Raw genomic sequence first — 14,435 nt, 5'->3', positions numbered from 1 at the left:
CCCAACTCTTGCGGCGGTGCCTCCCGATGACCTTCCCCTGGTTCGAATTTCTCGGCCTGATGCTGGCTTTCGGCATCAATGCGGTCATTCCGGGCGCCGATTTCGCCATGGTGCTCAGGCAGTCGGTCGTCCACGGCCGGCGCGAGGCGCTGTTCACCTCTGCCGGCATCGCGACGTCGATCCTCGTCCACGGCACCTATACGCTGCTCGGCGTGGGCGTCATCGTCGGGCAGTCGCTGCTGCTGTTCAATATTCTCAAGTGGGCGGGCGCGGCCTATCTGGTCTACCTGGCCATAGCGGCCCTGCGCAGCCCGCCGCCCCAACCGCCCGTCGTGGGCGATGGCGCCGTGGCGCGCAAAGGGGACATGGCCGCGTTTGCCCTTGGCTTCCTGACCAATCTGCTCAATCCCAAGGCCGTCCTGTTCTTCCTCGCCCTCTTTACGTCGCTGGTTTCGGTCCAGACGTCCGGCGAGGTCAAGACGATCTATGTGGGCAGCATGTCGCTCATGCTTTTTGCCTGGTTCGCATTGGTCTCGGTTTTCTTTACGACACCAGCTGTGCGGCAGGGGTTTTTCCGCGTCGGCCGGTGGTTTAATCGGATCACCGGCATTACATTCCTGGCGCTGGCTGTGCGTGTCGCACTCGCCCAGCAGCGCTGACAACGTTGAGGCTTCAGACAATGGCAGACCAATTCGACCTTACCATCATCGGCTCCGGCCCCGGCGGCTATGTCTGCGCGATCCGCGCGGCGCAGCTGGGAATGAAAGTGGCCGTGGTGGAGAAGTGGGCGACACTGGGCGGTACCTGTCTCAACATCGGCTGCATTCCCTCCAAGGCGCTGCTGCACGCCTCGGAACTGTTTGAGGAAGCCGGCCACGGCTTCAAGGCGCTGGGCATCGATATCCCCGCGCCGCAGCTCAACCTCAAGCAGATGCAGAACCACCGCTCCGAAACGGTGGCGTCCAATGTCGGCGGCGTCGATTACCTGTTCAAGAAGAACAAGATCACCGTGTTCCGCGGCATCGGCTCGATCCCGTCTGCCGGCAAGGTGCTGGTGACGCCGCAGACCGGCGCGCAGCAGGAAATCGCAACCAAGAACATCGTCATTGCCACGGGTTCTGTTTCGGCAAACCTGCCTGGCATCGAAATCGACGAGAAGCAGATCGTCACTTCCACTGGCGGTCTCGTCCTTGAGCAGGTGCCGAACCGCATGGTCGTCATCGGTGCCGGTGTTATCGGCCTTGAGCTCGGTTCGGTCTGGATGCGCCTCGGCGCGCAGGTCACGGTGGTCGAATATCTCGATCGCATCCTGCCGGGCATGGACAGCGAAGTTGCCCGCCAGTTTCAGCGCATGCTGCAAAAGCAGGGCATGGAATTCAAACTGTCGAGCAAGGTTGCCGGCATCGACAAGCAGGAAGATGGTTCGCTCAAGGTGCGTGTCGAGCCCGCCAAGGGCGGCGAAGCCGAGACGCTCGATGCCGATGTCGCGCTGGTCGCAATTGGCCGCAAGCCGTTTACCGAAGGTCTCGGCCTCGACCTCGCCGGCGTGGCGCTCGATGAGCGCGGCCGCGTGCGCGTCGATGCTCACTACAAGAGCTCGGTCGATGGCATCTATGCCATTGGCGACGTGATCGTCGGCCCCATGCTGGCCCACAAGGCCGAGGACGAAGGCATTGCCGTCGCCGAGATTCTCGCCGGTCAGGCGGGGCATGTGAACTACGCCGCCATTCCTGCCGTGGTCTACACCAATCCGGAAGTCGCCTCCGTGGGCAAGACCGAGGACGAGCTGAAGGCCGACGGCGTCAACTACAAGATCGGCAAATTCCCGTTCACCGCCAATGGCCGCGCCAAGGCGATGCTGGCGACGCAGGGCTTCGTGAAGATCCTGGCAGATGTCGAGACCGATCGTGTCCTGGGCGCCCATATCGTGGGCAAGAATGCCGGCGAGATGATCCACGAGCTGGTCACTCTCATGGAGTTTTCCGGGGCGTCCGAGGATCTGGCACGCACGACGCACGCACACCCGACGCTTTCCGAGGCCATTCGTGAAGCCGCGCTCGCCCTCGGCGACGGCGCCATTCACATCTAGCATCGGGACATCCTTCGACGGGCCATACCTGACTGAAAAATGAAGGGAGCCGGGGACTTGGCCTCGGCTCCCTTCTTCATTTCAAATTCATCATACAACATACCAATTATTGTATGTTGACTTGTCACTTCATCTTCCATACCAGTTTCTCCCAAGACCCGTCGATCGGTGACGATACCGGGTCGGGCGGCCGCGCCGCTGCAGCAAAGGGGGGAGGACCCCTGCGCTGAAAAATGGACCTATGGGAGGACATCCATGTTTCATCTGCCCAAGATGGCGGCTGTTGCCGTCGTCGCATCCAGCCTTATGATTTCTGCTGCCAGCGCCCAGACGGTGCTGCGCTCTTCGGATACCCATCCTGATGGCTATCCCACCGTTGAAGCGGTGAAGAAGTTCGGCGAATTGCTCTCCGAAAAGACCGACGGCCGCTATTCGGTGGAAGTGTTCCACTCGGCCCAGCTCGGTGCCGAAGCCGATACGATCGAACAGACGCAGTTCGGCGTGATCGACCTGAACCGCATTTCCATCGGCGCCTTCGGCACGCAGGTTCCGGCCGCGACCGTGACCCAGCTGCCCTACATCTTCCGCTCGGCCGACCATTTCCACAACGTGCTCGATGGCCCGATTGGCGAAGAAATCCTGGCTGCCTTCGATGCCGTGGATGTCGTTGCCCTGGCCTTCTACGATGGCGGCGCCCGCTCCTTCTACAACAGCTCCAAGCCCATCAATTCGCCCGAAGACATGGCCGGCATGAAGTTCCGCGTCATGCAGTCGGACATTTTCGTGGACATGGTCGGCGCGCTGGGCGGCAATGCCACCCCGATGCCCTATGGCGAAGTCTATTCGGGCATCCAGACCGGCGTCATCGACGGCGCTGAGAATAACTACCCGAGCTATGACACTGCCGGCCACGCCGAAGTCGCCAAGTTCTACTCGCTCGACGAACACCTGATGGTTCCGGAAGTCCTGGTCGTGTCCAAGATCATCTGGGACGGCCTGACCCCCGAAGACCAGGCCGCCATGCGCGAAGCCGCCAAGGAATCCGTAGCGACCCAGCGCGAGCTTTGGGCCGCCAAGGAAGTCGAATCCAAGGCTGCCGTGGAAGCCCTCGGCGCGACCATCAACGAAGTCGACAAGCAGCCCTTCATCGATGCGATGAAACCTGTCTACGACAAGTACGTCACCGATCCGGCCCTGCAGGACCTCGTGGCCCGCATCCAGGCCACCGAAGGCTAAGATGAAATAGCCGGGCCGGCGCAAGCCGGCCCGGATTCTATTCGGAGGACATCCTCGTGAGACAATGGCTCCTGCCTGTCAGCAATGCGCTGCGGGCCACATCCAACGCTGCTCTCTGGCTTGCCGGGGTCATGCTGGTGGTGATGACCGTCATCGTGGCCTATCAGGTCTTCATGCGCTACGTGGTCAACGCGTCTCCGTCATGGACGGAAGGAACCGCCATCATGCTGATGAGCTGGTTCATTTTCCTGGGCGCGGCCGTGGGCGTGCGCGAGAATTTCCATATGGGGTTCGATGTGCTGACCTATGTGCTGCCGCCGCGTGCCAAGGGTGCACTGCGCACCATCAGCGACCTGGCTGTCTTCGCCTTCGCTTTCGGCATGGTCTACTACGGTGGCCTGCTCGCTATCCGGGGCTGGGGCGTCAACATTCCCGTTCTGCATGTGCCGCAGACCATGACCTACTTGCCCATCGTTATCTCCGGCTTTCTCATGTGCCTTTACGCAGTCGAGCGCATTCTGCGGCGCCTCGCTGGCGAGCCCATCGATGAGCCCCCTGCCGAACTCGTGACCGAGGCCTGACGTCATGGAATACTGGATCCTCTTCGGTGTATTCACCGCGCTCATGCTGGTCGGCACGCCCATCGCCTTCTGCCTCGGCATCGCCAGCTTCGCCACCATCATCTATCTCGGCCGCCCGGCCATGGTGGTGTTCCAGCAGCTCAATTCCGGTCTTGCCGGCTTTACCCTCCTGGCCATTCCCTTCTTCATCTTCGCCGGCGACCTGATGATGCGCGGCGGCATCGCTGCGCGCATCATCCAGTTTGCCGGTGCACTGATCGGCCACGTGCGTGGTGGTCTGGGCCAGGTCAACGTCGCAGCGTCTACGCTTTTCGGTGGCATTTCCGGTTCGGCCGTGGCGGAAGCGGCGGCGGTCGGCGGCATCATGATCCCGCAGATGAAGGCGCGCGGGTATGGCGCGGACTATGCGGTGAACGTGACTTCGATGGCAGCTCTGATCGCGCTGCTGCTGCCGCCCAGCCACAACATGATCATCTATTCGCTCTCCGGTGGCGGCCGCATTTCCATTGCCGACCTCTTTACCGCCGGCATCATTCCGGGCCTGCTGCTGGCCGTGGCGCTCAGCATCACCGCCTATATCGTCGCAGTGAAGCGCGGCTATCCGACCGAGCCTTTCCCCGGCTTTGCCAAGGCCTTCCAGTATCTGCTGATCTCCATCCCGGGCCTGATGCTGATCGTCATCATCTTCGGCGGCGTGCGTTCGGGTATCTTCACCGCCACGGAAAGCTCGTGCATCGCGGTGATCTACGCGCTGCTCGTGACCCTGCTGGTCTATCGGTCGCTGACATGGAGCGAGTTCGTGCACTCCGTCATGGGGGCCGTGCGCACCACCTCCATGGTGCTGTTCATCATCGGCGCCGCCGCCTCGTTCGGCTGGCTCATGGCTTACCTGCGGGTTGCGCCGATCCTGACGGATCTGATCTCCAATCTCACCACCGATCCGCTGATGGTGCTGCTGCTGATCAACGTCATGCTGCTGCTGCTCGGCACGTTCATGGATATGGGCCCGCTGATCATCATCACCACGCCGATCTTCCTGCCCATGGTTCAGAAGTTCGGCGTCGATCCGGTGCATTTCGGCGTCATCATGATCCTCAACCTCGGTATCGGCCTCAATACGCCGCCCCTTGGGCCGGTGCAGTTCGTGGCCGCGGCGGTGGGCAAGATATCGATCATGACGGCGATGAAGAGCGTCTGGCCCTTCTACCTGGCGGGTCTCATCGTTCTCGGACTCGTCACCTACATCCCGGCGCTGTCGCTCTGGCTGCCGAGCGTGTTCAGGTGATGCCATGTCCCTGATCGACGTCACCGCCCCGGGCCGCAAGCCCAAGCTGGCCGAAATGGTGGTCGATGCGCTGCGCAAGCGCATCGGTGCCGGCGAGTTCGGCCCGGGCGAGAAGCTGCCGACCGAGAACCAGCTGACGACGCATTTCGGCGTCAGCCGGACGGTGGTGCGCGAGGCCATTGCGGCACTGGCCGCCGATGGCATGGTGCAGCCGCGGCAGGGGGCGGGCGTCTTCGTCATGGCGCAGCCCACCTCGGCGTTCAGCTCAATCGCCGGCGATCGCTCGAACAAGATTTCGGTGGCGCTCAACGTGCTCGAAGTGCGCATGGGCATCGAGATCGAGTCGGCGGGGCTGGCCGCGCAGCGCCACAGCACCAGCCAGGTCGCCGCGATCCACGAATCGTGGAACGAGTTCGGCCGCCTGCTCAAGCTGGGCAATCCCACCGGCAAGACGGACTTCGCGTTCCACCGCGCCGTTGCGGTCGCGACCAACAATCCGTTCTATCTCGAAGTGCTCGATGCGCTGGGCAGCCGGACCATTCCGTGCGACGTCGCCTCGCCCTGGGGCACGGAAAGCGTGCTCACCTACGAATATCAGGTGGGCCTGCACGAGGAGCATCGCCGCATCCTCAATGCCATCTCCGCCCGTGACGCCGATGGCGCTCGCGAAGCCATGCGCGACCACCTTTCGCGCAGCCAGGATCGCTATCGCAGTCGCCTGGCCGAACAAAGCCAAAGCAACTAGGACACCTCATGAGCACAGACTTCGACATTCGCTTCGCAATCGATCCCGGCACGGCTGCCGCCATGGGGACCGACGAGCTGCGCGAAAACTTCCTGATCGATGATCTCTTTGCCGCAGGCGAGGTGCGCTGGACCTATACGCATTACGATCGCATGGCCGTGGGTGGCGCCGTGCCGAATGGCGCTCCGCTGGCGCTCGAGGCCATCAAGCCTACGGGTACGGCCGGCTTCCTTGACCGGCGCGAACTGATCGCGGTCAATATCGGCGCGTCCGGCACGATCTCGGTGGATGGCACCGATCACGCCGTCGGCCCGCGCGACATGCTCTATATCGGCATGGGTGCAGCCGATGTGCGCTTCGGCGGCGCGGGTGCGAAATATTATCTCCTCAGCGCCCCGGCGCATGCCAGCCATCCGACGCGGCTGCTGCAGCAATCGGGCGCCAAGCGCCTCGATATGGGCAGCGCCGAAACCGCCAACGAGCGCTCGATCTTCCAGTACACCAATGATCTCAAGAGCTGCCAGCTGGTGGTCGGTCTCACGCAGTTCGCGCCGGGCTCGGTGTGGAACACCATGCCGGCCCATGTGCACGACCGTCGCATGGAGGCCTATCTCTATTTCGATCTCAAGCCCGATGCCTTCGTCGTGCACCTGATGGGCGAGCCGGACGAGACGCGGCACCTCATCGTGCGCAACGAGCAGGCGATCCTGTCGCCGCCGTGGTCGATCCACTGCGGTGCCGGCACCGGCGCCTATACCTTCATCTGGGCGATGGCCGGCGACAATGTCGACTATACCGACGCCGAGAAGGTCCCGATGGAAGATCTGCGCTGATGGATCTGCAGGCCTTTTCTCTCGCCGGCAAGACCGTCATGGTCACCGGCGCCAATACCGGCATCGGCCAGGGCATCGCGCTGTCGGTCGGTCGTGCTGGTGGCAAGGTCATCGGCGTTGGCCGCTCCTCGATGGAGCAGACCGCCGCATTGATGGCGGGGCAGGGCGCCGACTTCGTCGCCGTCAGCGCCGATCTGGGCTCGACCCAGGCCGCGCAGGCCATGTTCGAAGCCGCCTGGGACGCGCATGGCCCCATCGACGGGCTCGTCAACAATGCCGGCATCATCAAGCGGGTCGATGCGGTGGACTTCACCGAAGACGACTGGGATCAGGTGATGGACATCAATCTCAAGACGATGTTCTTCCTCAGCCAGTCCATCGGCAGGAAGGCCATCGCCGCTGGTCGCCCGGCCCGCATCGTCAACATCGCCTCGATGCTGAGTTTCCAGGGCGGCATCCGCGTCGCCAGCTACACCGCCTCCAAGAGCGGCGTGCTCGGCATCACCCGGCTTCTGGCCAATGAATGGGCGGCGAAGGGCATCAACGTCAATGCCGTAGCGCCCGGCTATATCGAGACCAACAATACCGAAGCGCTCCGCAACGATCCGGATCGCTCGGCCTCCATCCTCGGCCGCATACCGGCCGGCCGCTGGGGCGTTCCATCGGATATCGGCGATGCCGCCGTGTTCCTGCTCGCCCCTGCTTCCAACTACATGCATGGCGCCGTCATCCCCGTCGATGGCGGATGGCTTGCGAGGTAACCGACATGACCGAACCCAAACTCTTCGCCCAGCCCAACGAAACCGAATGGACGGTGCTGGCACCGGGCAATACCCGGCGCGTGCTGATCCACCTTCCTGAACTGATGCAGGTCGAGTTCGGCTTCGAAAAAGGTGCGGTGGGGGCGCTCCACAGCCACCCGCACATTCAGGTCAGCTACGTCGCCGAGGGCAGTTTCGAGGTGACGATCGACGGGGTCACCCAGGTGGTGGGGCAGGGGGGCAGCTTCATCGTGCCGCCCGATGTGGTGCATGGCGTCGTGGCGCTGGAAAAAGGGCGTCTGGTCGACGTGTTCACGCCGCACCGGGCCGATTTTCTCTAGCGCAAATCCTCCAGCATGGCGGCGTAGGCGTTGCCATGCTCGCCGTCATGGTTCTCCATGCCCGGCTTGGTCAGCCAGCCGCGCCGGGGTGGGATCATGGAATAGATCTGCCGGACAGGCTCTTCGCGCCACTGCAGGTTGAATGCCGCAAACTTGGGAAAGAACTCCATCGCGGAGTAGGGCAAGTGATCGTGTATCCACCAGGCCAGGGCCTCCCAATCGCCCGTCCGCTCATAATAGGGAATGAAGCGGTTGACGATGACGCAGGCCGTGGCACCCATGCGCCCGGCGGCATCGCGGCGGTCCCAGATATGGTGGGCAAGGTTCTTCTCGTTGCTGGCGCAGTTGAGCCGATTCTCGTTGCCGAAGCGGTTGACCTCGGGCGATCGATAGGCCGAGCGGATCGAGATGCGGCCCAACCGTGCCTGCAGGGGCTCGAGCAGCTCTTCGCAAAGCCGTCGGCCGGCAGCGATGGCGAGGTCCGGATCGTCGGGCAGGTTGGTGAAACCGTTGATCGCGGCGATCTCGGAATACAGAAAATCGCGCATGAAAAAGCTCTTGGAGAGCCTCACGCGACTGAAGGCTTCCAGCGCGCGGACGGAGCGGGGCTGACGCATGGGGCTTGCTTCCCTTGTGAGCTGCGGGCACATGCTCCATGCATAAGGGAAGCCACACAACCCGGTTTCGACCATGCTGCTGATCGCCTTCTACATCGCCGTCGCCGCCGAAGCGATGACCGCCGCCCTTGCTGCCGGGCGGCGCAGCATGGACTGGTTCGGCGTCTGCCTCATCGCCTGCGTTACGGCGCTGGGGGGCGGTACCATCCGCGATATCCTGCTCGATCACTATCCGCTGGTGTGGGTGGCCAATCCCTATATCCTGCTCATGGTGTGTGCGGCCGCCCTGCTCACCATTCCGCTGGCGCGCCTTGTCGATCGGCTGCGCTGGCCGTTCCTGCTGCTCGACGCCCTCGGTCTCGTGGTCTTCACGGTCATCGGCTGCAATATCGGCATCGAAGCGGGTGTGCACCCGATCATCGTCATCGTGGCCGGCATGGTCACGGGGACGGCGGGCGGCATCCTGCGCGACGTCCTCTGCAACGACGTGCCGCTGATCTTCCAGGGCGAACTCTATGCCAGCGTTTCGATGGTCGCCGGCATCGTCTACTTCCTGGGCCTCAGCGGCGGCGTCCAGCAGGATCTGATGGCGCTGATCGCCATTGTCCTCGGCTTTACCCTGCGCGTCCTGGCGATCGCGTTCAAATGGGAAATGCCCAAATTCGTCTACGACAGGGACATGCGCAAATGAGGCCGCAGCGGATCGTCCTCTCGCGGCGCGCGGGTTTCGATCTGCAGGCGGCCTCGCGCGCACTCAACGGTCTCGCTGCCCAATCGGTCGCGCGGCCCGGTCCCTGGGGCAATCCCTTCACGATCGATGCCGTAATGGCCGAAACCGGGCTCGATCGGGCTGCCGCACAGGCAGAAGCCGTCCAGCGTCATGCGCGCTGGATGCGCGGCGAGATCGAAGCGGCACGGCCCCGTCCGCCCCTGTCAAAAGTCCGCGCCGACCTTGGCGGCAAGAACCTGGCGTGCTGGTGCCGTGAAGGCACACCCTGCCACGTCGATACCCTCATTTCGCTGGCCAATGACTGAGCCGGCTTCATAGGAACGGAGTTACCCAGTGCGACAGACATGGCGTTGGTTCGGCCCAAAGGACCTCACCAGCATCGACGACATCACCCAGGCCGGTGCCGTCGGCGTCGTCAGTGCGTTGCACCATGTGCCCAATGGCGTCGTCTGGACGCCGGACGAGATCGAAAAACGCCATCGCGAAATCGCCACCCGCAAGGATGGTTCTGCATCCGGCCTCACCTGGGACGTTGTCGAAAGCCTGCCGGTCAGCGAGGACATCAAGAAGCAGAAGGGCGACTGGCGCGAGCACATTGCCAACTACAAGGTGTCGATGAAGCACCTTGCCGACAGCGGCATCGAGACCATCTGCTACAATTTCATGCCGGTGCTCGACTGGACGCGCACCGATCTGCGCTGGACAGTCGCGCATGGCGGCTCCTGCATGCGCTTCGACATCAACGATTTCGCGGCCTTCGATATCCACATTCTCCAGCGTTCCGGCGCTGCCGCCGATTTCACCAATGCCATCGCCGACGAGGCGGCCCGTCGCTTCGAGGCGATGGACGAAGATGACAAGAAGCAGTTGGCGCGAAACGTCACCATGGGTCTGCCCGGGTCTACGGAAAGCATGTCGCTGCAGGACGTCCAGGCGCACCTGGACGAATATGGCGCCATCAACCGCGACCAGTTGCGCGAGCATTTCATCGCCTTCCTCGAAGAGGTCGTTCCGGTCGCCGAAGATCTGGGCCTGCGCCTCTGCTGCCATCCGGACGATCCGCCGTTTGCGCTGCTCGGCCTGCCGCGCATCATGTCCACGGCCGAGGACTACAGCTATATCCTCAACGCGGTGGACAGCCCCGCCAACGGTATGACCTTCTGCACCGGCTCGCTCGGTGCGCGCCCGGACAATGACCTGCCTGCCATGTTCGGGCAGTTCGCATCCAAGGTCCATTTCCTCCACCTTCGCAACGTCAAGCGCGACACCGATGACGTCGCCGGCTCGTTCTACGAAGCGGAGCACCTGGCCGGCGACACCGACATGGTGTCGGTCATCGCTGCTATTCTTATCGAGGAACGCCGCCGCAAGGCCGAGGGGCGCGCCGATTGGGAAATCCCGATGCGCCCCGATCATGGTCAGGACATCCTTGACGATCTGGGCCGTCGGTCGCAGCCGGGTTATCCCACGATCGGGCGCATGAAGGGCCTCGCCGAACTGCGCGGCGTCATGAAGGCGCTCGAGCATGCCCAATGGGGTCTCGGTCGCGCCTGAACAACAGGCAGGTGGCAGGGCTATTTGCCCTGCCATCCCCGTCGTTGCCAATATTGCCAGCAAATCTTCCTGGTTTATTGCGTCGATCGGACAGTTCTAAAGGGCCGAGCACACTCAATATTAAGGCGAACTGATGCAGGGTCGCGCCATGTCGGGGCCCACGAATGCATTTTCTCGGATCAACGGTTTCGTCGATCGCGCCATAGGCGCGGACGGCCTGTCCCATGCATTGCGCGACAAGCTGCTTGGCCAGCAACTGGCCTCCGTGGCGCTCATGGTTCCGTCGCTGATGGCGGCGTCGCTGATCGTCTCGGCTGTCTTCATGGTAGTCACATGGGGCCAGCCGATTTTCGGCCCGCTGGCAGCGCTGCTCAGCATCATCAATGCCATTCACCTCTACGCGTCCATTCAGGCATCGCGCGGCCGTCCGCAAAAGCGGGATTCCCGTCGCGCCGTCCGCAAGGTTCTTGGATTGGCGCTGACGGTCGGCGTGCTCTGGGGCGCCGTCCTCTCCATGCTGCCCGTCGAACAGGATGCGGCCATCCGTACGGTGGCCCTGCTTGGGGCAGGCGGTCTGTTGTGCATTTCGCTGATTGCCCTCATCAATTATCCGCAGGCTCTCGCCGCTTTCACTATTCCCATCGTCATCGGATCGGCCCGAGGCCTCACCGGGCTCGGCCAGTCCGGCGACCTTCTGGTGCAGGCGACACTGATCGCAGGCTTCACCTTCATCCTGGTGACGGTGGTGTTCAATCACGCGTCCGGCTTCGTGGCCCTGCGCGCTTCGGAGATGCTGGTCGAAGAAAAACGCCAGATTATCGGCCTGCTCCTGCGCGAATTCGAACAGACGGCATCTGACTGGGTCTGGGGCGTCGATACGTCGGGGGTGGTCAATCGGCTCTCGGGTGGGTTTACCAAGGCCACGGGCGCATCGGAGGCCGACATGCTCGGCGTGGACCTCCTGGCCTTCCTCAAGGACATCACGGCTCCCGGCGATGCCATGATCCGCCAGATCGAGCGCGCCATGGCGAGTGGCGAAACTTTCCAGGATGTCGAAATCGAGATCATGGGCACGGGCCGCGAGTGCTGGTGGCGGCTGACGGGCAAGCCTGCCTATGACGAGGCCGGCAAATATCTGGGTTATCTCGGCACCGGGTCCGATATCAGCGAGCGCAAGATTTCCGAGCGTCGCATCACCCTTCTCGCACACCACGATTCGCTGACCGGGCTGCTCAACCGGACGCGGTTCACCGAGCAACTGTCACTCAACGTCTCCCGGCTCGAGCGGTACGGGACGCCATTTGCGGTCATGTATCTCGATCTCGACCAGTTCAAGGGCGTCAACGACACCAAAGGGCATATGGCCGGCGACCGGTTGCTGGCTGAAGTGGCGGCAAGAATGCAGTCGGCGCTGCGCGATATCGACCTGGCGGCCCGGTTCGGCGGCGACGAGTTTGCCATTCTGCTGCCCGAGACCGGCGACAAGGGGGCGGTGGACGCGCTGGCCGCCCGGCTCGTCGCCATGATGCGCGAGCCCTTCGTCGTGGATGGCGACATGTTCCTGATCGGGGCCAGCATCGGCATTGCCATGGCGCCCAGCGATGGCGCACGCCCCGATCACCTCCTGCGCAATGCCGATCTGGCGCTTTATCGCGCCAAGTCCGACGGACGCTCGACGTACCGCTTCTTCGAGAACCAGATGGATTCCGAGGTGCGCGAGAAGCGCATGATCGAGGCCGAATTGCGCGGTGCCATCGCGCGCGGCGAACTGGTCCTGCACTACCAGCCCCTCGTCAATGCAGATGATGGCCAGCCCACCGGCTTCGAAGCCCTGGTGCGCTGGAACCATCCCACACGCGGGCTGGTCCCGCCTGCCGACTTCATTGCCATCGCCGAGCAGTCCGACCTCATCGTCGACATCGGCGACTGGACTATCAACCAGGCTTGCCTCGCCGCCTCGTCCTGGCCCGACCATCTGACCGTCGCGGTCAACCTCTCGGCCCGCCATTTCCGTCGCTCCGACATTGGCGGCGTGGTGGAAACAGCCCTGCGCAGATCCGGCCTCGCGCCTGAACGCCTCGAAATCGAGATCACCGAAGGTCTGCTGATCGAGAACCCCGAAGAGGTGATCGAGAAGCTCGGTGAGATCCGCGCCCTTGGCGTGACCATTGCCATGGACGATTTCGGCACCGGCTATTCGTCGCTCAGCTATCTGCTGAAATTTCCGTTCGACAAGATCAAGATCGACCGCTCCTTCGTGGTCGCATCGACCAATGACCCGATCGCCCGCGACATCCTCAGGGCCATCGCCACCATGGCCAAGACGCTGAAGCTGCGGATCACGGCAGAAGGCGTCGAGACGGCCGAGCAGGCGGCGTTCCTTTCGGAAATCGCCTGCCACCAGCTTCAGGGTTTTTACTTTGCACGTCCGCTTTCGCAGGCTGACCTGCCCGCCTACCTGCTGGCGAGCATCCCGGCAGAAGCCCATGAGGAGCGGTTTCCTCAGGCGTTGGCCAGCTAGTCAGTCTTCGAGCAGGTAGCCACCCGCGCGCGTGGGCAGGATGTCCTTGCCAACGATCTTGGCGACCGAGGATCCGACGACGACATACTTGGCGCTGGCGCGCGAGAGGATGATGCCATCGGTCCCGGCACGGAGCGGGCTGCGGGCGAGGAAGGCTTCGGGACCATCCATTGCAATGATGTCGGCAACGACGTCGCCCTTCTTGACCCGGTCGCCGAGCTTGACGCGATAGGCCAGGAGACCGGGCCGGTCCGCCCGCAGGACTTCGGTCGCTTCGAAAGGCGTTGGGCCAGGCGCCGGTTTGGCTGCGGGCGGCGTCGTCTGGATGAGGCCGCGACCTGCCAGGAAATCGAAAAGCCCCTTCGCATCCTCGGCGCCGATCTCGTCATGGGTATCGGCTTGTCCCCTGTATTCGAGCGTCGCCGTCTCGGCCGCCATGGGGATCGGCACATCCGGATTGTCGCGCTGCGCCTTGCGGTAGAGATTGGGCAGAACCTCGTCGAAGGAACCGCCGCCGCTGTCTTCCGCCGTCAGCGTCGCCGCCACGCCCATATGGTCGGCGAGGTCCTGCAGACCCGGCATCAGGTCGGGCGAGGTGAAGATGTGTTTGAGGCTTTCGTCATCGCAATGCAGGTCGAGGACAATGTCGGCATCGTGTGCGGCCAGCATGATGTGACGACGCAAGCGCTGGATTGTCGTGGCGGGACTCTGAAAGGCTAGCATTTTGCTAACCGCTTCGCGGATGACGCGAATATTTGCCGACGGATCAGTGGAAAATTTATCCGAAACGGCGTCTTTTATCAGCGGATAGAGGTCCGGCCAGCGCCGGTTGAAGTTGACGCCGGTCTCCAGATCATAGCGGCCGATATGCCGGCGCAACACCCGGGTTGCAAGGCCCAGCGGGTTGACCGAAGGGTAGATGACGAAGCGCGCGTTCAGCTGACCCGCCGCATCCGCATCGCGCAGTTTTGGGAGCAGATGGTGGAGAGCCATGGTGCCGGGCTGCTCGTCGGCATGCAGGGCGGCCTGCATGTAAACCTTGGTCGCGGCGGTCGTGGGGCCGATCGTGTACCAGTAAAGGGTGTGCGTCTGGCCGGGAGTGTCGCCGGCCAGAACTTCGGAATGTTGCTGGAAAGTCATTG

The 14,435-nt window shown here is 63.1% G+C and carries 15 protein-coding genes; 13 read left to right on the top strand and 2 right to left on the bottom strand.

Annotation, left to right across the window (positions count from 1 at the left end):
- The first annotated feature begins 26 nt into the window (after window positions 1–26).
- The 9 genes from CCK88_RS10420 (at window position 27) to CCK88_RS10380 (ending at window position 7,871) form a co-directional block, all read left to right on the top strand.
- Window positions 27–659 carry a LysE family translocator gene (locus tag CCK88_RS10420; protein ID WP_086470363.1) on the top strand — a complete coding sequence of 211 codons (633 nt, stop codon included), beginning with the start codon at window positions 27–29 and terminating at the stop codon, window positions 657–659.
- A 20-nt stretch (window positions 660–679) separates the two neighbouring features.
- The gene (lpdA, locus tag CCK88_RS10415) at window positions 680–2,089 is read left to right on the top strand and encodes a dihydrolipoyl dehydrogenase (RefSeq protein WP_086470362.1); all 1,410 of its coding nucleotides are present in this window, start codon (window positions 680–682) and stop codon (window positions 2,087–2,089) included.
- A 255-nt stretch (window positions 2,090–2,344) separates the two neighbouring features.
- Window positions 2,345–3,325, top strand: a complete 981-nt coding sequence (locus CCK88_RS10410; protein ID WP_086470361.1) for a TRAP transporter substrate-binding protein — start codon at window positions 2,345–2,347, stop codon at window positions 3,323–3,325.
- A gap of 56 nt (window positions 3,326–3,381) precedes the next feature.
- A complete protein-coding gene (locus CCK88_RS10405) occupies window positions 3,382–3,906 on the top strand; it encodes a TRAP transporter small permease (protein WP_425290619.1) in 525 nt (174 codons plus the stop codon).
- Between the two features lie 4 nt (window positions 3,907–3,910).
- Window positions 3,911–5,191, top strand: a complete 1,281-nt coding sequence (locus CCK88_RS10400) for a TRAP transporter large permease (protein WP_086470360.1) — start codon at window positions 3,911–3,913, stop codon at window positions 5,189–5,191.
- Window positions 5,192–5,195: 4 nt separating this feature from the next.
- Window positions 5,196–5,936 carry a FadR/GntR family transcriptional regulator gene (locus CCK88_RS10395; RefSeq protein ID WP_086470359.1) on the top strand — a complete coding sequence of 247 codons (741 nt, stop codon included), beginning with the start codon at window positions 5,196–5,198 and terminating at the stop codon, window positions 5,934–5,936.
- 8 nt (window positions 5,937–5,944) lie between these two features.
- A complete protein-coding gene (gene kduI, locus CCK88_RS10390; RefSeq protein ID WP_086470358.1) occupies window positions 5,945–6,769 on the top strand; it encodes a 5-dehydro-4-deoxy-D-glucuronate isomerase in 825 nt (274 codons plus the stop codon).
- Window positions 6,769–7,530 carry a 2-dehydro-3-deoxy-D-gluconate 5-dehydrogenase KduD gene (gene kduD, locus CCK88_RS10385; protein WP_086470357.1) on the top strand — a complete coding sequence of 254 codons (762 nt, stop codon included), beginning with the start codon at window positions 6,769–6,771 and terminating at the stop codon, window positions 7,528–7,530. The genes kduI and kduD overlap by 1 nt, the downstream gene beginning before the upstream one ends.
- Window positions 7,531–7,535: 5 nt before the next feature.
- Window positions 7,536–7,871, top strand: coding sequence for a cupin domain-containing protein (locus tag CCK88_RS10380; RefSeq protein ID WP_086470356.1), 336 nt, complete (start codon window positions 7,536–7,538; stop codon window positions 7,869–7,871).
- On the opposite strand, the gene CCK88_RS10375 is transcribed toward CCK88_RS10380, so the two are convergent.
- Window positions 7,868–8,488 (bottom strand): peptidase M15, encoded by a 621-nt coding sequence (locus tag CCK88_RS10375; protein WP_086470355.1) that lies wholly within the window; start codon window positions 8,486–8,488, stop codon window positions 7,868–7,870. The genes CCK88_RS10380 and CCK88_RS10375 overlap by 4 nt on opposite strands.
- A 73-nt stretch (window positions 8,489–8,561) precedes the next feature.
- Between CCK88_RS10375 and CCK88_RS10370 the strand changes: the two genes are divergently transcribed.
- The 4 genes from CCK88_RS10370 to CCK88_RS10355 all read left to right on the top strand — a co-directional run bounded on the left by CCK88_RS10370 (window position 8,562) and on the right by CCK88_RS10355 (window position 13,293).
- Window positions 8,562–9,179 carry a trimeric intracellular cation channel family protein gene (locus CCK88_RS10370; RefSeq protein ID WP_086470354.1) on the top strand — a complete coding sequence of 206 codons (618 nt, stop codon included), beginning with the start codon at window positions 8,562–8,564 and terminating at the stop codon, window positions 9,177–9,179.
- Window positions 9,176–9,523 (top strand): DUF4326 domain-containing protein, encoded by a 348-nt coding sequence (locus CCK88_RS10365; protein WP_086470353.1) that lies wholly within the window; start codon window positions 9,176–9,178, stop codon window positions 9,521–9,523. The genes CCK88_RS10370 and CCK88_RS10365 overlap by 4 nt, the downstream gene beginning before the upstream one ends.
- 28 nt (window positions 9,524–9,551) lie before the next feature.
- On the top strand, window positions 9,552–10,772 hold the full coding sequence (gene uxuA, locus CCK88_RS10360) for a mannonate dehydratase (protein WP_086470352.1): 1,221 nt from the start codon (window positions 9,552–9,554) through the stop codon (window positions 10,770–10,772).
- A 148-nt stretch (window positions 10,773–10,920) separates the two neighbouring features.
- On the top strand, window positions 10,921–13,293 hold the full coding sequence (locus CCK88_RS10355) for a putative bifunctional diguanylate cyclase/phosphodiesterase (protein ID WP_170926427.1): 2,373 nt from the start codon (window positions 10,921–10,923) through the stop codon (window positions 13,291–13,293).
- Here CCK88_RS10355 and CCK88_RS10350 read toward each other — a convergent pair whose 3' ends face one another.
- Window positions 13,294–14,433 (bottom strand): succinylglutamate desuccinylase/aspartoacylase family protein, encoded by a 1,140-nt coding sequence (locus CCK88_RS10350; protein WP_086470350.1) that lies wholly within the window; start codon window positions 14,431–14,433, stop codon window positions 13,294–13,296.
- Window positions 14,434–14,435 lie beyond the last annotated feature (2 nt).

Origin of the sequence: Devosia lucknowensis (assembly GCF_900177655.1) — a bacterium.
Lineage (GTDB): Bacteria > Pseudomonadota > Alphaproteobacteria > Rhizobiales > Devosiaceae > Devosia > Devosia lucknowensis.
This window is presented reverse-complemented; position numbering and strand designations above follow the sequence as displayed.